Source organism: Pseudoduganella sp. UC29_71 (genome assembly GCF_042693265.1).
Lineage (GTDB): Bacteria > Pseudomonadota > Gammaproteobacteria > Burkholderiales > Burkholderiaceae_D > Rugamonas.
Map to the genome: position 1 here is coordinate 4,296,384 of NZ_CP170549.1, position 15,731 is coordinate 4,312,114.

At 68.9% G+C, this 15,731-nt stretch carries 18 protein-coding genes; all 18 read left to right on the forward strand.

Annotation, left to right across the window (positions count from 1 at the left end):
* The first annotated feature begins 93 nt into the window (after positions 1-93).
* The 18 genes from ACFJI2_RS19005 to ACFJI2_RS19090 all read left to right on the forward strand — a co-directional run bounded on the left by ACFJI2_RS19005 (position 94) and on the right by ACFJI2_RS19090 (position 15,722).
* Complete coding sequence (locus ACFJI2_RS19005; protein ID WP_377701419.1) at positions 94-1,743, forward strand: sensor histidine kinase; 1,650 nt, start codon at positions 94-96, stop codon at positions 1,741-1,743.
* Between the two features lie 6 nt (positions 1,744-1,749).
* Positions 1,750-2,445: a response regulator gene (locus ACFJI2_RS19010; protein WP_377701420.1), complete on the forward strand. Its 696-nt coding sequence runs from the start codon at positions 1,750-1,752 to the stop codon at positions 2,443-2,445.
* Between the two features lie 267 nt (positions 2,446-2,712).
* A complete protein-coding gene (locus tag ACFJI2_RS19015; RefSeq protein ID WP_377701421.1) occupies positions 2,713-2,859 on the forward strand; it encodes a Flp family type IVb pilin in 147 nt (48 codons plus the stop codon).
* A gap of 67 nt (positions 2,860-2,926) precedes the next feature.
* Entirely contained in the window at positions 2,927-3,106 is a 180-nt protein-coding gene (locus tag ACFJI2_RS19020) for a Flp family type IVb pilin (protein ID WP_377701422.1), read from the forward strand.
* A gap of 96 nt (positions 3,107-3,202) precedes the next feature.
* The gene (locus ACFJI2_RS19025; protein ID WP_107877480.1) at positions 3,203-3,379 is read left to right on the forward strand and encodes a Flp family type IVb pilin; all 177 of its coding nucleotides are present in this window, start codon (positions 3,203-3,205) and stop codon (positions 3,377-3,379) included.
* The gene (locus ACFJI2_RS19030) at positions 3,376-4,470 is read left to right on the forward strand and encodes a phosphatase PAP2 family protein (protein ID WP_377701424.1); all 1,095 of its coding nucleotides are present in this window, start codon (positions 3,376-3,378) and stop codon (positions 4,468-4,470) included. The genes ACFJI2_RS19025 and ACFJI2_RS19030 overlap by 4 nt, the downstream gene beginning before the upstream one ends.
* A complete protein-coding gene (locus ACFJI2_RS19035; RefSeq protein WP_377701425.1) occupies positions 4,463-5,110 on the forward strand; it encodes a prepilin peptidase in 648 nt (215 codons plus the stop codon). Before ACFJI2_RS19030 ends, ACFJI2_RS19035 begins: the two co-directional genes overlap by 8 nt.
* The gene (locus tag ACFJI2_RS19040; protein WP_377701426.1) at positions 5,107-5,739 is read left to right on the forward strand and encodes a methyltransferase family protein; all 633 of its coding nucleotides are present in this window, start codon (positions 5,107-5,109) and stop codon (positions 5,737-5,739) included. Before ACFJI2_RS19035 ends, ACFJI2_RS19040 begins: the two co-directional genes overlap by 4 nt.
* Before the next feature lie 13 nt (positions 5,740-5,752).
* Positions 5,753-7,087 (forward strand): ATP-binding protein, encoded by a 1,335-nt coding sequence (locus ACFJI2_RS19045; RefSeq protein WP_377701427.1) that lies wholly within the window; start codon positions 5,753-5,755, stop codon positions 7,085-7,087.
* Positions 7,088-7,123: 36 nt separating this feature from the next.
* Positions 7,124-7,975, forward strand: coding sequence for a Flp pilus assembly protein CpaB (cpaB, locus tag ACFJI2_RS19050; RefSeq protein WP_377701428.1), 852 nt, complete (start codon positions 7,124-7,126; stop codon positions 7,973-7,975).
* 74 nt (positions 7,976-8,049) lie between these two features.
* The gene (locus tag ACFJI2_RS19055) at positions 8,050-9,579 is read left to right on the forward strand and encodes a type II and III secretion system protein family protein (protein ID WP_377701429.1); all 1,530 of its coding nucleotides are present in this window, start codon (positions 8,050-8,052) and stop codon (positions 9,577-9,579) included.
* A 9-nt stretch (positions 9,580-9,588) separates the two neighbouring features.
* Positions 9,589-9,885, forward strand: a complete 297-nt coding sequence (locus ACFJI2_RS19060) for a hypothetical protein (RefSeq protein ID WP_107877492.1) — start codon at positions 9,589-9,591, stop codon at positions 9,883-9,885.
* Between the two features lie 8 nt (positions 9,886-9,893).
* The gene (locus tag ACFJI2_RS19065) at positions 9,894-11,168 is read left to right on the forward strand and encodes a pilus assembly protein TadG-related protein (protein WP_377701430.1); all 1,275 of its coding nucleotides are present in this window, start codon (positions 9,894-9,896) and stop codon (positions 11,166-11,168) included.
* 8 nt (positions 11,169-11,176) lie between these two features.
* Entirely contained in the window at positions 11,177-11,665 is a 489-nt protein-coding gene (locus tag ACFJI2_RS19070; RefSeq protein WP_377701431.1) for a TadE/TadG family type IV pilus assembly protein, read from the forward strand.
* Positions 11,662-12,105 (forward strand): TadE/TadG family type IV pilus assembly protein, encoded by a 444-nt coding sequence (locus ACFJI2_RS19075; RefSeq protein WP_377701432.1) that lies wholly within the window; start codon positions 11,662-11,664, stop codon positions 12,103-12,105. The genes ACFJI2_RS19070 and ACFJI2_RS19075 overlap by 4 nt, the downstream gene beginning before the upstream one ends.
* A 31-nt stretch (positions 12,106-12,136) precedes the next feature.
* A complete protein-coding gene (locus ACFJI2_RS19080; protein WP_107877500.1) occupies positions 12,137-13,291 on the forward strand; it encodes an AAA family ATPase in 1,155 nt (384 codons plus the stop codon).
* A 53-nt stretch (positions 13,292-13,344) separates the two neighbouring features.
* Positions 13,345-14,721, forward strand: a complete 1,377-nt coding sequence (locus ACFJI2_RS19085) for a CpaF family protein (protein WP_377701433.1) — start codon at positions 13,345-13,347, stop codon at positions 14,719-14,721.
* A 29-nt stretch (positions 14,722-14,750) separates the two neighbouring features.
* Complete coding sequence (locus ACFJI2_RS19090; protein ID WP_377701434.1) at positions 14,751-15,722, forward strand: type II secretion system F family protein; 972 nt, start codon at positions 14,751-14,753, stop codon at positions 15,720-15,722.
* The last annotated feature ends 9 nt before the right edge of the window (positions 15,723-15,731 follow it).

Here is a 15,731-nt window from a genome sequence, read left to right on the forward strand (position 1 = left end):
CATTTGCGAATGGACAAGCGTCCGGCGCAACGCTACACTGAACCCGAGTCGTACTGCCGCATCGCCTGGTTTGCACATGCACGGGGGTTTCCAGTGAGCGAAGAAAGTGCTATCCAGTCCTGGCAGGACCCTGCCGACGCGTCCATGGTCAACCGGATGCGCTCGCTGCTCTCGGCGTCCTGCCTGTTGACCCTATACGTTGATCCGATCGCCATGGGCTACACCAGCCGCTACACGGCGCCGGTGTTTGCGGCGTTTCTGGTCTACAGCCTGGCGCTGGACTACAGCCGGGCGCGCCGCTGGGCGCGCATCGTGGCCTGGGCCGACGTGGCATGGTTCTACCTGATCGTGCTCAGCACGGGCGGTACCAGCAGCTTTTTCTATCCCTTCTTCTTCTTCGGCATCCTGAGCGCGGCCTTCACCTTCGGCCTGGCCGCCGGCGCCCGCATCACCATCGCGTCTACGGTACTGATCGCGAGCACCGCCGCCTTCGCCTCCAGCGACGCCGAGCTGGCGCGGGTGCTGCTGCGCTCGACCTTCATGCTGGCGCTGGGCTATATGATTTCGCACTGGGGCGGCATGGTGGTGTCGCAGCGGCGCCGCCTGGAACTGCTGCACGAGGTCAGCCAGCAGTCCAACCCGCGCTTCGGTGTCGACCATACGGTGGCCTCGGTGCTGGACAAGACCTGCCGCTTCTACGGCGCCGATACCTGCTTGTTGCTGCTGCGCGACACCGACACCAACGAGTGGATGCTGCGCACCGCCACCGCCGCCGCGCCGGACCACGCGCTGCACGCCAAGCGCCTGGGCGCGGAGGCGGCCGAGCCGCTGCTGTGCGTGCGCAGCGGCCAGGTGCTGCTGTACCAGCGTCCGCTGTGGCGCTGGCTGCGGCGCGGCCACGAAGCGCACGAATGCCAGCGCATCACGCGCAACTGGAGCCGCGTCGATCCCGGCCCGGCCGGCCGCTTGGCCGAGCTGCTGGACGCCATCTCGCTGATTGCAGTGCAAGTGCCGCTGCGCCAGGGCGAAGGCTGGCTGATGATCGCCTCCCGGCGCGACCACAGCCAGCAGGACGCGCTGTTCCTGCTGCAGATCGCCGGCCAGGCCTTCCCCATCATCGAAAACATCGCCCTGCTCGACCGCATGGCGTCCGAGGCGGTGCTGCGCGAACGCGAGCGCATCGCCCGCGACATCCACGACAGCACCATCCAGCCGTATATCGGCCTGCGCCACGGCGTGAGCGCCATGCGCAAGCGCGCCACGCCGGACAACCCGCTGCTGCCGGACTTGGATGCGCTGCTCGAGATGATGGGCCAGGTCATCGTCGACCTGCGCCGCTACGCGCAAACCTTCCGCAGCGGCGAGGCGCCGCGCGAGCCGGAACTGCTGGTGGCGCTGCGGCGCCAGGCCAGCCAGGTCAAGCAGTTCTACGGCATCGACATCACGGTCGACAGCACCGGCCAGCTGGCCGTCAACGACCGCCTGGCGGCCGAGGTGTTCCAGATCGTCAACGAGGGCATGAGCAATATCCGCAAGCACACCGAGGCGCGCAACGGCGCCGTCACGCTGGCCTGCGTCAAGGGCGAGCTGCGGGTGCGCATCGAGAACGATTGCCGCAGCGTGACCCAGCCCGACTTCCTGCCGCAATCGATCGCCGAACGCGCTTTCGCGCTGGGCGGCAGCACGCGCGTGCACGCCGGCGCCGGCCGCCGCACGGCGATCGAAGTCGTCATCCCGGTGTAAGCGCCCATGACAGCCCCCGCCCCGCCTCCCTCCCCAGCGCGCATCCGCGTGCTGCTGGTCGACGACCACAAGACCATCTTGTGGGGCCTGGACCGGCTGGTGGGCAGCGAGGCGGACGGCATGGAAGTGGTGGGCGCGGCCTCCGACATCGCCGGCGCGCTGGCGCTGACGGCGCAGCTGGCGCCGGACGTGGTGGTGCTGGACCTGGACCTGAACGGCAGCAATTCGCTGGAAATCCTGCCCACGCTGGCGGCCGCACCCGGCACGCGGGTGCTGGTGCTGAGCGGCACGCGCGACCGCGAACAGCTTGACCAGGCCGTGCTGCGCGGCGCGCGCGGCGTGGTGGGCAAGGACGCCGCGCCGGAAATCATGCTGAAAGCCATCCGCAAGGTGCACGAGGGCGAGCTGTGGCTGGAACACGGCATGCTGGGACGCATCTTCGAGGAGATGCGCAACCCGGCCCACCACGCGCCGCAGGAGGTCGACCGCCTGGCCAGCCTGACCCTCAAGGAGCGCAAGATCTGCCAACTGCTGGCCGAGGGCGGCGGCGCCGTCAACAAGGCGCTGGCCGAGCAGCTCTACATCTCCGAACACACGCTGCGCAACCATCTGACCGCGATTTACCACAAGCTGGGCGTGACCAACCGCCTCGACTTGTACATCTTCCTCACCACCCCGCCGCACGGCCGCCACGACGGTTGACACAGCGCGCTGCGCGACTGTTGTTTTTCGCCACTTTCTCACACATTGTCACGGCAAAGCGCGTGAAATTTCACGTTTTCATTCTCAGGCTATCGGCCTGAAAGCCGCACCGTTACGTGCTTCCATGACAAATGTCCTGCCTGTTGGAAATTTAAATAGGCAGTGTGTCATGCGCGAAAAAGGACATTCGTCTGATGTAGCTCAATGCCCCCAGGAATATATTGTTTCCATGGCGGCGACATCAGCGAGCCCCGCAAGGAGAACAGCATGCACGCACCAGACAGTCAGCCAGTCTCCACGCGGGGCTTCCTCGGCAGCGAACACGGCGCCACCTTCTACGAAGCAGTACTGCTGGCGGCACTGGTGAGCGTGGTCTGCATCATCGTGCTGCTGGCGCTGGGCAAGGGGATCTGAACCGGCGCACCACGGTTCCAGAGGGTTTCACATCGGGGTGCATTTCATCAACCTAGGGAGAGTCATCATGCAAGCGATCCAAAAGTTCATCCAGCAAGAAGACGGTGTCACCGCGATCGAATACGGCCTGATTGCCGCGCTGATCGCGGTTGCCATCATTGTTGGCGTCACTGCGGTGGGCACCAAGCTGAACACGATGTTCACCAACATCAGCACCAAGATCAACGGCGTCACGCCAGCGAGCTGAGCAGAGACCACGGCCCGGAACGGGTCCGCCCGTTCCCGGCGCGGCTGGCGCCGCACCAGTGTTCCCCACCAGATACCAGACACAGCGAGGACCATCATGAAACGCCGCATCCTCCGCTTCTTCCAAAGCGACTCGGCTGTCACCGCAATCGAATACGCGCTGCTGGCCTCCCTGATTGCCGGCGTGGTCATCGTGGGCGCCACCGCCTTCGGCGATGCGCTCGGCCAAATGTACATCTACGCCAGGGACTTGATTGTCCTTGCCCTGCAATGAGCCTCCAAACCACACCGGCGCCGGCTGCAAGGCAGGCACAGCCCGTCCGCGCACTGCGGCAGGAGCTGGCCCCCGCGCTGCGCGCGCACCGCTGGCTGGCGCTGGCCGTGGCCGTGCATGCGCTGGCCGCCGCCGCCGTCCGGACGCGCTACCACAGCGGCGCCGGGCTGGGCACGCTGCTGGCCGGCTACGCCTCCTCGCTGCTGGTCGGCCCGCTGTTCGCGCTGGCCGGCTATGCGCTGTACGTCATGCTGTTCATCCGTCCCCGCCAACTGCTGCGCCACCTGGGCCAGGAGCTGCGCGGCTATCTGAGCCGCGAGCGCGTGCTGTTCGCGCTGCCGGCCATGCTGCTGCTGTCGTTGTTCGCGGGCAGCTTCACCGAATTGAAGGCCGCCGTCACGCTGATCCAGCCGTTCGCGCTGGACCGCCGCCTGGCCGAACTGGACCTGCTGCTGCACGGCGGCACCGCGCCCTGGGTCTGGCTGCAGGCCGTGTTCGGCCACCCGCTGCTGACGGCCGCGCTGAACCTGGCCTACCACCTGTGGTTCTTCATCATGTTCGCGCTGATGTACTGGCTGATCTTCAGCATCGAACGCGCCGCGCTGCGCATGCAGTTCCTGTTCAGCTTCGTGCTGTCCTGGACCCTGCTGGGCAATGTGCTGGCGGTGCTGATGTCCTCGGCCGGCCCGTGCTACTACGGCTACGTGCTGGACGGCGCCAACCCTTACGCGGCCCAGATGCAGTATCTGTACCAGGCCGACCGCGAGCTGCCGATGCTGGCGCTGCGGGTGCAGGAAATGCTGTGGCAGGACTACCGCCAGGGCAGCAATATCTCCGGCATGGCGATCTCGGCCATGCCCAGCATGCACGTGGCCAGCTCGGTGCTGATGGCGCTGGCGGGCTGGCGCCTGAACCGCGCCGCCGGCCTCGCGCTGACGCTGTTCGCGCTGCTCATCATGGCCGGCTCGGTGCACCTCGGCTGGCACTACGCGGTGGACGGCTATGTGGGCGCCATCGGCGCGGTGCTGCTGTGGAAGCTGAGCGGCTGGCTGCAGCGGGCGCTGCCTGCAGGGGAGCCTGGCCATGGCTGATACCTGGACCAGCGCCATGGCACACCATGCCACCGAGATCGGCGCCAGGCTGGCGGCCGATCCGCGCGCCCTGTTGCCGCTGGCGTTGCTGCTCGGCCTGATGGCCGCCGCCGTCTGGCACGACGTGCGCGCACGCCGCATCCCCAACGCCCTGGTGCTGCCCGGCGCACTGGCCGGGCTGGCGCTGCAAGGGGTGCTGCCGGCCGGCGCCGGCCTGTACGCCACGCCCTTCGGCGCGCTCGGCGTGCTGGCCGGCCTGGCCGGCATGGCGCTCGGCCTGGCCATGCTGCTGCCCATGTATATGCTGGGCACCATGGGCGCCGGCGACGTCAAGCTGCTGTCCATGGCCGGCGCCTTCCTCGGTCCGCAGCAGGTGCTGGGCGCCGGCCTGCTGGCGCTGCTGGCTGGCGGCGTGCTGGGCCTGGCCGTGGCCATGCAGCGCGGCGACCTGGCCCGCGTCTGGAACAATCTGCGCACCATGCTGCTGTCGACCGTGCTGCGCCGCATCGGCGGCGGCCGCGTCAGCGTGGACGCCCCTCCCACCCCCACCGGCCAGCTGCCGTATGCCATCGCCATTGCGGCCGGCACCGCGCTGCAACTGCTGCTGGCCGATGTCCCTGCCTGGCGCGACCTGCTATGAAAACCACGACCTCGACCTTGCGCACCCTGCGCACCTCGCGCCTGCTGCACGCCGCCGGCGCCCTGCTGCTGGCCAGCGTGTGGATCATGTTCTGCTACAGCCACCTGCTGGCCTGGCAGCACGACGGCGAATTCAGCTACCTGCTGTTCGCCGCCTCCGAATCGCTGGTGGCCATGCTGTTCCTGCTGCGCGACCGTCCGGCCGCCGTGTCGGACGCGCCGCTGGACTGGCTGCTGGCCCTGGCCGGCACCGCCACTCCGATGCTGTTCACGCCGGTGGGCAGCGGCCTGCTGCCGGCCGGCGCGGCGCTCATCGCCGCCGGCGTCGTGCTGCAGATCGCCGGCCTGCTGTCGCTGAACCGCAGCTTCGGCCTGGTGGCGGCGCGCCGCACCGTCAAGACCGGCGGCCTGTACCGCGTGGTGCGCCACCCGCTGTACGCCAGCTACCTGCTGATGTACGCCGGCTATCTGCTGGTCAATACCAGCCTGGCCAACGGCCTGCTGGTGCTGCTGGGCGTGGCGCTGCTGATGGCCCGCATCGTGCGCGAAGAACGATTCCTGGCGCGCGACGTGCAGTACCTGGGCTATATGGACCGGGTCAAGTATCGCCTGATTCCCCTGCTGTTCTGAGACGAGGTGCGCCATGCCAGCCGAAAACGACCAAGCCGTCCATGCCGAGCCAGCGCGGCCGCTGCAGCCCAAGGCCGCGCCGCGCAAGCCGGCGCCGCGCACGGTGGAGGAAACCGGCCTGCCCTTCCTGTTCCTGACCGAACTGCTGGGCAAGATGCTGGCGCTGCGCGGCCAGCTGCGGCTGGCCGAACTGGCCGCGCTGAGCAAGCTGCCGCCCAGCGTGCTGGACCCGCTGCTGACCTTTATGCGCACTGAAAAACTGGTCGACGCCGGCCGCCGCGGCGCCAGCGGCACCGACGCCGACCTGTACTACAACCTGACCGAAGCGGGCCGCCTGCGCGCGCTGGACGTGCTGCGGCGCGATGCCTACGCCGGCCCGGCCCCGGTCACGCTGGCCGACTACGCGACCCAGGTCCAGCTCGACAGCGTGCGCCACATCGGCATCACGCGCGAACGCATGCACGACGTCATGGGCCAGCTGGTGATCAGCCCCGAGCTGCTGGGCCAGCTGGGCGCCGCGCTCAACTCCGGGCGCGCCATGTTCGTGCACGGCCCGGCCGGCAGCGGCAAGACCTACCTGGCCGAGCGCCTGCGCCTGCTGCTGCAGGGCGAGATCACGCTGCCCTACGCGCTGATGGTGGACGGCGCCGTGATCGCGCTGTACGACCCGCTGGTGCACAGCATGATAGAGGAAGGCCTGCCGCCGCCCGGCATGTTCGACCGCCGCGCGCCGCGCGACCAGCGCTGGCTGCGCAGCGCCCGCCCGGCGGTGCTGACCGGCGGCGAGCTGACGCTGGACATGCTGGACCTGCGCTTCGACACCGGCTCGCGCCTGTACCTGGCGCCGCCGCACCTGAAGGCCAACGGCGGCGTGTTCATCATCGACGACCTGGGCCGCCAGCGCTGCTCGCCCAGCGAACTGATGAACCGCTGGATCGTGCCGATGGACCGCCACCTCGATTTCCTGGCGCTGCAAAGCGGCTACAAGTTCCCCATCCCGTTCGACGTGACGGTGGTGTTCTCGTCCAACCTGGCGCCGGCCGATCTGGCCGACGCAGCCTTCCTGCGCCGGCTCGGCTACAAGATCCATGTCGGCGCACTGACCGAACCGCAGTACCGGCGGGTGTTCCAGCAGCAGTGCGAGCAGCTGGCCATCCCCTACGCCGAGGAGCACTTCCGCTATCTGCTGGAGCAGCTGCACGGCCCGCAGCAGCGCCCGCTGATGGCCTGCTATCCGCGCGACATCCTGGGCCAGGTACTCGACCTGGCGCGCTACCAGGGCTGCGCGCCGCAGCTTGGACCGCAGGTGCTGGACTGGGCCTGGAACAATTATTTCACTGGCGCCTGAACCCGGCGCAACGCCCGCAAGGCAGAGGAGACAACCATGAGAAACACTCGCGCACTGGTGATGATGCTGATCGCCATCATCCTGGCCGGCGGCGCCGTGCTGGTAGCGGCCCGCTGGATCAACGGCCAGGCGGCCACGGCCGGCACCGGCAAGGTGGCGGTGGCGCTGGTCGACATCGCGCTCGGCTCGCGCCTGAACCCGGACATGGTGCGGCTGGTGGACTGGCCGGCCAACGCCATGCCGCCCGGTGCCATCAGCGACCCCAAGCTGCTGGCCTCGCGCGTCACGCGCAGCAGCCTGCAGCGCGGCGAGCCGCTGATGGAGGGCAAGCTGGCGCCGCCCGGCACGCAGGGCGGGCTGTCGGCGGTGGTGGCCGAAGGCAAGCGCGCCATGACGGTGCGGGTCAACGACGTGGTGGGCGTGGCCGGCTTCGCGCTGCCCGGCAACTTCGTCGATGTGCTGGTCAACACCCAGGAAGACGGGCCGCGCAACGCCGGGGCGAAGGACGCCAGCATATCCAAGATCGTGCTGGAACGGATACTGGTGCTGGCCATCGCCCAGGAAGCCGGGCGCGATGAAACCAAGCCCAAGGTGGTCAACGCGGTGACGCTGGAACTGTCGCCGCAGCAGGCCGAACGGCTGGACCTGGCACGCAGCGTGGGCACCCTGTCGCTGGTGCTGCGCAACCAGGCCGACCCCGACCCGGTGCGCACCGACGGCGCCACCAAGGCCAGCCTGCTGGACGCGAAAATGGCCGTCATGCCGGCCGCAGCGCCGGCCGCGGTGCGGGCCGTGGCGCAGGCCCGGCCGCGTCCGGCGCAGCCGCTGGAACGCAGCGACATGGTGGAAGTCATGCGCGGCACCGCAGTCAGCTATGAACGCTATTGAACTTCCTTGAACGTCCTTGAACGTCCTTGAACGCATTTGAGCAGCCCTTTCGGCCAGCCACAGGAGACCATCACATGAAACCCAACAGCCCGAGGACGCCCGCCGCGCGCAGGCACCAACTGGCCGGCGCCGCCTGCCTGGCGGCCATCCTGTCGGCGGCCTGCCCGGCCGCCCTGGCCGCCGCCGCCGCCGGCTGCGAAGGCGTGACCACCCCGCCCGAGGCGGGCAAGGCGCAGGAGGCGCCGCGCCGCCTGCCGCCGGCGAAAGGCCCGGCGCTCACCACGGCGGTGGCGCTGGCCGAGGGACGCTCGGTGCTGCGCCCGCTCGACGGGCCGGTGGCGCGCCTGTTCGTCAGCGATCCCTGCGTGCTGGACGCCAAATACATCCAGCCCAACCAGCTCTACCTGATCGGCAAGCGTCCCGGCGCGGCCAACGTCATCATGTGGAACCAGCAGGGCGACGCCAGCATCCTGGACGTGACGGTGGCCATGGACACGTCCGTGCTCAAGGCCAGCTACGCCATGCTGCCGGAAAAAGTGGGCGAGTCGCTGCGCATCACGCCGGCCGGCGACACCATCATCGTGTCCGGCACCGTGACCGATGTGGTGCAGGCCGAGCAGGTGCTGGCGCTGGCCAACGCCCACTTGCAGCGCGGGCGCGGCCAGGGCGGCCAGGGTGGCCAGGGCGAAGGCCAGGGCCAGGGCACCGTGCCCAAGGTGGTCAACATGCTCAACATCGCCGCGCCGCAGCAGGTGATGCTGGAGGTGAAGGTGGCCGAGGTGTCCAAGACGCTGGTGGACCAGCTCGGCGCCAGCCTGGGCATGAGCCGCACCATCGGTTCCTGGACCTACACCATGCTGACCAATTTGCTGAGCAACAATCCGGCCGTGGTGGACGGCTTCAACAACCGCAACGGCAACTTCCTGACGCTGGACGCGCAAAAGCGCGACGGCCTGATCAAGGTGCTGGCCGAGCCCACCATCATGGCCATCAGCGGCCAGGAGGCCAGCTTCCTGGCCGGCGGCAAGATCTTCATCCCGGTGGCGCAGAACAACAACGGCGGCCAGCAGACCATCACGCTGGAGGAGAAGGAGTTCGGGGTGGCGGTCAAGTTCACGCCCACCGTGCTGGCCGGCGGCCTGATCAACCTGAAGGTGGCGCCCGAGGTGTCCGACCTGAACAAGGAAGGCGTGGGCATCACCGCCACCGGCGTCAACACCACCGCCATCCTGCCCTCGTTCACCACGCGCCGCGCCACCACCACGGTGCAGCTGCGCGACGGCCAGAGCTTCGCGATCGGCGGCCTGATCAAGAACAACGTGACCACCAACGTCAAGGCCTTCCCGGTGCTGGGCGAGATCCCGGTGCTGGGCGCGCTGTTCCGCAGCAGCGACTTCCAGACCGACCGCAGCGAGCTGGTGTTCGTCATCACGCCGCGCCTGGTGCAGCCGCTGCCGGTCGACTACAAGCTGCCCACCGACGGCTACATCCAGCCCAGCCGGGGCGAGTTCTTCCTGCAGGGCAAGCTGGAAGGCAAGGCGCCGCCCGCCGCGCTCTCGCCCTCCGCCACCGCGGCCGCCCCCGGCGGCTTCGACCTCAAATAGGAGTCCATCATGAACCAGTCCACCACGCTCCGCCTGGCCCTGCTGGCCGCGCTCGCGCCGCTGCTGGCCGCCTGCGCGCAGCAGTCGCCGCGCACCGACGCCCAGATGGAACAGGCCGTGCGCCTGCTCACCGTGCAGCAGGTGCGCAATCCGGGCGCCGCCCGCAACGCGCCGCCGCCGGACGGCATCGACGGGCGCGCCGCCGCCAGCGCCTACGCCCAGTACCAGAAGTCCTTCCAGGCGCCGGAACCGCAGCCGCAAGCGTTCACCATCGGCATCGGCGGCGGCACGGCCAAAGGCAAATAGGTGCAGCCATGGCTCCCTTCCTGCTCCCAGTCCGGCGGCGCCAGCGCGGCGCCGTGGCGGTCATCGCCGCCATCGCCCTGCCCATCCTGATCGGCTTTGCCGGCCTGGCGCTGGACGGCGGCCGGCTGTACATGCAAAAGACCGAGCTGCAGAACGCGGCCGACGCCTGCGCGCTGGCCGCCTCGCGCGAACTGACCTGCGACCCGACGGCCGGCGCCTGCGCCGCCAGTTTCCTCATCAACGCGGAAAACGCCGGACTGGCCGTGGCCGGGCGCAACCGCATCGACTTCCAGGGCGGTCCGCTCGGCTCGGCCCAGCTGACCGCCGCCGACATCCAGTTCAGCACCACCTACGGGCCGGCCTCGTCCTACCTGTCGCGCGCGGCCGGCGCCAGCGCCGCCTCCAAGTATGTGCGCTGCCAGCCGCACCAGACCGGCGTGCTGCCCTGGTTCATGCAGGTGCTGGGCGTGGGCGCGCAAGCGATCAACGCCTCGGCGGTGGCCACGCTGACGCCGGCCCAGTCCAATTGCGCCATCCCGATCGGCATGTGCATGACCAGTACCGGCACCTCCGGCAATCCTTTTAACGGGCTAAGCGTGGGCCAGTGGGTGACCAGCAAGCTGAGCTCCTCGGCCACCGGCAGCTTCGACTGGATCGACTTCACGCCGCCGGGCGGCGGCGCCAGCGAACTGGCCGACCTGCTCAAGGGCACCGGCCAATGCAGCACGTCCGGCTCCAGCAATGTGGGCGAGCAGGGCAACAAGGCCAGCCTGGCCAAGGCCTGGAACACGCGCTTCGGCCTGTACCAGGGCAGCGAAAGCGTGACCAGCGCCGCGCCGGATTTCACCGGCTTCGCCTACACGCCCACGACCTGGCCATCCAAGTCCAACGCCTACGCCGGCACCAGCGGCACCACGGCCAACTTCCAGACCGCGCGCGCGCAGTTCAAGCCCTACCAGGGCGACAGCGCGGCCGGCATCAACATCACCGGCAACCCGACCGCCACCAGCGCGGCCAACCACCAGCAGTACGGCGCCGACCGCCGCCTGGTGACCGCACCCGTGGTCAACTGCGCGGCCTGGGCCGGCGGCACCGGCTCGCAGCAGGTGCCCGTGCTGGGCTACGCCTGCGTGCTGATGCTGGCCCCCATGGGCAAGGACGACGACGAGGTCTACCTCGAGTACCGCGGCAAGTCCACCGACCTGACCAGCCCCTGCGCCACTTCCGGCGCCGTGGGCGGGCCGACCAGCATGGGGCCGCTGGTGCCGGCCCTGGTGCAATAGGAGCGGCCATGCGCATACTTGCCCGCTCCCGCACGCTGCGCCGCCAGGCCGGCACGGCCGCCATCGAACTGGCCATCCTGGCCACGGTGCTGGTGCCGCTGACCCTGGGCGTGACCGAACTGGGCCGCGCCATCTACCAGTACAACTCGCTGATCAAGGCCTCCCGCGACGCGGCGCGCTACCTGTCCGGCCAGGCGCCGGGCGACGCCACCGACATCGCCATCGCCCAGTGCCTCGCCGTGTACGGCAAGCGCACCTGCAGCGGCACCACGCTGCTGCCCGGCCTGACCACGGCCATGGTGACCGTGTGCGACAGCGTCAGCTGCGCCGGCACGCACGCCAACCAGGCCACCGGCAGCGGCGTGATCAACCTGGTCACCGTCACCATCACCGGCTACACCTTCACCCCGGTGGTGCCGCTGCCCATCTTTACCAACCTGAGCGGCAGCACGCTGACGTTCAGCGACATCAGCACCACCATGCGGCAGATCCTATGAAAACGCCCAACTCCAGCGTCCGCCAGCGCGGCGCCACCGCAGTCGAATTCGCCATCGTGGTGGCGATCTTTTTGGTCATGCTGCTGGGCATGATGGAAATGGGCCGCGTGCTGTACTACTGGAACGCGGCGGCCGAGGCGACCCGCCTGGGCGCGCGCGTGGCGGCCGTGTGCGACGTCGACGACAGCGCCGTCAAGACGCGCATGCAGGACATACTCGGCCTGCTGCCCGCGGCCAGCGTCAGCGTGGTGTACGAGCCGGGCGGCTGCAACCTGAACACCTGCACCAGCGTCACGGTCAGCGTGCTGCCGGGCACCTCGGTGGCCACCTACATCCCCTTTGTCCCGCTGGCGCTCACGCTGCCGGCGTTCAGCACCACGCTGCCGCGCGAAAGCATGCGCAGCACCATCGATGGCATCGCCAACCCGATGTGCGATTGAGGGGGGCTTCCCCCACGGAAGGAGTAGCATCATGCGTATCATCGTAGTGTCACAAGCGGAAAAACATCTGCTGGAAATCGCCCGGCTGCTGCGCGAGCGCAGCGCGGCCGACGAAATCGACGTGGTGGCCGGCACGCTGGGCCGGCTGCAGGAGCCGCGCGGCGCGGCCGTGCTGCTGCTGCACCAGGCCACGCTGGACTCGGCCGACCTGGAGCAGCTGGAAGTGCTCAGCAGCCGCAACCCGGCCATGGCCATCGTGCTGGTGTGCCAGCCGCAGCCGGCCGAATTCCTGCTGCGCGCCATGCGCAGCGGCGTGCGCGAAGTGCTGGCCGCGCCGCTCGATCCGTCCCAGCTGCAGGCGGCCATGCGCCGCATCGAGGACAAGCTGAGCGCCAGCAACCGCTCGCTGGGCAAGGTGCTGGCCTTCATCTCCTGCAAGGGCGGCAGCGGCGCCACCTTCCTGGGCACCAACCTGGGCTACGCGCTGGCCACGCAGGAGAACAAGCGCGTGGCGCTGCTGGACATGAACCTGCAGTTCGGCGACGCCTCGCTGTTCGTGTCCGACCGCAAGCCGCTGGCCACGCTGTCGCACGTGGCGCAGCAGATCCACCGCCTGGACGCGTCCTTCCTGGCCGCCTCCATGGTGCAGGTGTGCCCCAACTTCCACGTGCTGGCCGCGCCGGACGACCCGGCCCAGGCCAACGACGTCAAGCCGGAGCACGCCGAGCAGCTGCTGCAGCTGGCGCGCCTGCACTACGACTTCGTGCTGCTCGACATCGGCCGCAGCCTGGACGCGGTGAGCGTGCGGGCGCTTGACCACGCCGACATGATCTTCCCCATCCTGCAGCTGACCCTGCCCTACATCCGCGACGGCAAGCGCCTGCTGGGCCTGTTCCGCTCGCTCGACTACAGCCGCGACAAGATCCACCTGATCGTCAACCGCTATGCCGCCAGCGGCGAGATCCGCCTGAGCGACTGCGAGGAGGCGTTCGGCTCGCCCATGTACAAGACCGTGCCCAACCACTACGAGGCGGCCGCCGCCTCGGTCAACCAGGGCGTGCCCATCCTGCAGCTGGCGCGCACCAGCCCGGTCTCGCGCGCGCTGCTGGAAATGGCGCGCACCCTGGTGGGCGATAACACCGAGGAATCGCGCAGCTGGCTCTCGCGCATGCTCAAGCGCGCCTGAACCTGAGCCCCAGCCGCCCCGAATTCCATCGCCCACGACAGGAGAAGCCCACCATGACCACTGAATCGCAATCGCTGCGCGATCGCCTCACCAACGGCGGCTCGGCCTTCGGCAGCAGCACGCCCTACGCCCTGCCCAAGGGGGGCGGCGTGGACAGCAACACCTATCAAGCGCTGAAGCACCGCACCCACCAGGCCTTGCTGGACCGGGTGGACCTGGAGGGCATGCAGCAACTGAGCAAGGGCCAGATCCGCGACGAACTGGCGGTGCTGGTGAGCCGCCTGCTGGACGAGGACACCGTGGTCATCAACGACGCCGAGCGGCGCGCGCTGACGCGCGACATCCAGTACGAGGTGCTCGGCTTCGGCCCGCTGGAACCGCTGCTGAGCGACCCCACGGTGTCGGACATCCTGGTCAACACGCACAGCCAGGTCTACGTGGAGCGCGGCGGGCGCCTCGAGCTGAGCGAGGTGCGCTTCACCGACGACGCCCACCTGATGAAGATCATCGACAAGATCGTCTCGCGCGTGGGGCGCCGCATCGACGAGTCCAGCCCCATGGTCGATGCGCGCCTGCCGGACGGCTCGCGCGTCAATGCCATCATTCCGCCGCTGGCGATCGACGGCCCCATCATGTCGATCCGGCGCTTCGCCGCCGAGCCGCTGCGCCTGGCCGACCTGGTGGAATTCCAGAGCCTGACCGGCGGCATGGCCACCATCCTGCAGGGGCTGGGCAGGGCCAAGGTCAACATCCTCATTTCCGGCGGCACCGGCAGCGGCAAGACCACCATGCTGAACGTGATTTCCGGCTTCATCAGCCACACCGAACGCATCATCACGGTGGAGGATGCGGCCGAGCTGCAGCTGCAGCAGCCCCACATCGTGCGGCTCGAAACGCGTCCGCCCAATATCGAAGGCAAGGGCGAGGTGACGCAGCGCGCGCTGGTGCGCAACGCGCTGCGCATGCGGCCGGACCGCATCATCCTGGGCGAGGTGCGCGGCGGCGAGGCGCTCGACATGCTGCAGGCCATGAACACCGGCCACGAAGGCTCCATGGCCACCATCCACGCCAACAACCCGCGCGAGGCGCTCACCCGGCTGGAGAACATGATCAGCATGGCCGCCGCCACCCTGCCGGTGAAAGCCATGCGCCAGCAGATCAGCTCGGCCATCGGCGTGGTGGTGCAAGTGGCGCGCCTGACCGACGGTAAGCGCAAGGTGCTGTCGATCGCCGAGATTACCGGCATGGAGGGCGAAGTCATCACCATGCAGGAAGTGTTCAGCTTCAAGCAGAGCGGCGTGGACCAGGGCGGCAAGGTGCTCGGCGCCTTTCGCGCCAGCGGCGTGCGGCCGCGCTTTTGCGAGCGCCTGAAAAGCTTCGGTGTGGAAGTGGACGAGGCACTGTTCGATCCCAGCCGCGATCTGGGCTGAGCCGCCGTACGGCAACCTGAGGGGACATCATGGACTATCTTTATTACATCTTCGGCATCCTGATCTTCATCGCCGTGGTGCTGGCGGTGGAAGGCCTGTTCCTGGGCTGGAACGCCACCCGCGGCCCGGAAGCCGAGCGCATCGCGCGGCGCCTGCGCATGATGTCGGCCGGCGCCAACGGCCAGGGCAGCTCGATGATCAAGCAGCGCCTGCTGAGCCAATCGCCGTTCATGCAGCGCCTGCTGATGGGCATGCCGCGCGCGCACCAGCTCGACCGGCTGCTGGAACAGTCCGGCCTGAGCTGGAGCGTGTCGCGCCTGCTGGCCATGATGGGCTTGTGCGTGCTGCCGGTGGCGGGCGCGGCGCTGTGGCTGGGGCTGCCGCTCATGCTGGCGCTGGCCGCAGGCGCGGCCGGCTGCCTGCTGCCGCTGCAGTATGTGGCGCGCCGCAAGCGCCGCCGCCTGCAGCAAATCGACCAGCAGCTGCCGGACGCGCTGGACCTGATCGGCCGCGCGCTGCGCGCCGGCCACGCCTTCCCCACCGCGCTGAACATGGTGGGCAACGAGATGCGCGACCCGATCGCCGGCGAGTTCGCCACCGCCTTCGACGAGGTCAACTTCGGCATCGCCATGCAGGACGCGCTGATGAACCTGGCCACCCGCGTGCCCAGCACCGACCTGCGCTACTTCGTCATCGCCGTCACCATCCAGCGCGAGACCGGCGGCAACCTGGCCGAGCTGCTCGACAACATCAGCAACATCATCCGCGAGCGCATCAAGCTGCTCGGCCAGGTGCGCGTGCTGTCGGCCGAGGGGCGCATGTCGGCCTGGGTGCTGGGCCTGCTGCCCTTCGGCGCGGCCGCCATGATACAGGTGGCCAATCCGGCCTTCCTGAACGTGCTGTTCACCGACCCGGCCGGGCGCATGATGCTGGGCTTTGCAGGCGGCCAGATGCTGCTGGGCTTTTTCGTCATGCGCAAGATGATCCATATCCGAGTGTAGAACCGGGAG

Bases quoted from the DNA above. Each gene is read 5' to 3' on its own strand.
- ACFJI2_RS19010 (WP_377701420.1), top strand. From the start codon at position 1,750: ATGACAGCCCCCGCCCCGCCTCCCTCCCCAGCGCGCATCCGCGTGCTG.
- ACFJI2_RS19015 (WP_377701421.1), top strand. From the start codon at position 2,713: ATGCACGCACCAGACAGTCAGCCAGTCTCCACGCGGGGCTTCCTCGGC.
- ACFJI2_RS19020 (WP_377701422.1), top strand. From the start codon at position 2,927: ATGCAAGCGATCCAAAAGTTCATCCAGCAAGAAGACGGTGTCACCGCG.
- ACFJI2_RS19025 (WP_107877480.1), top strand. From the start codon at position 3,203: ATGAAACGCCGCATCCTCCGCTTCTTCCAAAGCGACTCGGCTGTCACC.
- ACFJI2_RS19030 (WP_377701424.1), top strand. From the start codon at position 3,376: ATGAGCCTCCAAACCACACCGGCGCCGGCTGCAAGGCAGGCACAGCCC.
- ACFJI2_RS19035 (WP_377701425.1), top strand. From the start codon at position 4,463: ATGGCTGATACCTGGACCAGCGCCATGGCACACCATGCCACCGAGATC.
- ACFJI2_RS19040 (WP_377701426.1), top strand. From the start codon at position 5,107: ATGAAAACCACGACCTCGACCTTGCGCACCCTGCGCACCTCGCGCCTG.
- ACFJI2_RS19045 (WP_377701427.1), top strand. From the start codon at position 5,753: ATGCCAGCCGAAAACGACCAAGCCGTCCATGCCGAGCCAGCGCGGCCG.
- cpaB (WP_377701428.1), top strand. From the start codon at position 7,124: ATGAGAAACACTCGCGCACTGGTGATGATGCTGATCGCCATCATCCTG.
- ACFJI2_RS19055 (WP_377701429.1), top strand. From the start codon at position 8,050: ATGAAACCCAACAGCCCGAGGACGCCCGCCGCGCGCAGGCACCAACTG.
- ACFJI2_RS19060 (WP_107877492.1), top strand. From the start codon at position 9,589: ATGAACCAGTCCACCACGCTCCGCCTGGCCCTGCTGGCCGCGCTCGCG.
- ACFJI2_RS19065 (WP_377701430.1), top strand. From the start codon at position 9,894: ATGGCTCCCTTCCTGCTCCCAGTCCGGCGGCGCCAGCGCGGCGCCGTG.
- ACFJI2_RS19070 (WP_377701431.1), top strand. From the start codon at position 11,177: ATGCGCATACTTGCCCGCTCCCGCACGCTGCGCCGCCAGGCCGGCACG.
- ACFJI2_RS19075 (WP_377701432.1), top strand. From the start codon at position 11,662: ATGAAAACGCCCAACTCCAGCGTCCGCCAGCGCGGCGCCACCGCAGTC.
- ACFJI2_RS19080 (WP_107877500.1), top strand. From the start codon at position 12,137: ATGCGTATCATCGTAGTGTCACAAGCGGAAAAACATCTGCTGGAAATC.
- ACFJI2_RS19085 (WP_377701433.1), top strand. From the start codon at position 13,345: ATGACCACTGAATCGCAATCGCTGCGCGATCGCCTCACCAACGGCGGC.
- ACFJI2_RS19090 (WP_377701434.1), top strand. From the start codon at position 14,751: ATGGACTATCTTTATTACATCTTCGGCATCCTGATCTTCATCGCCGTG.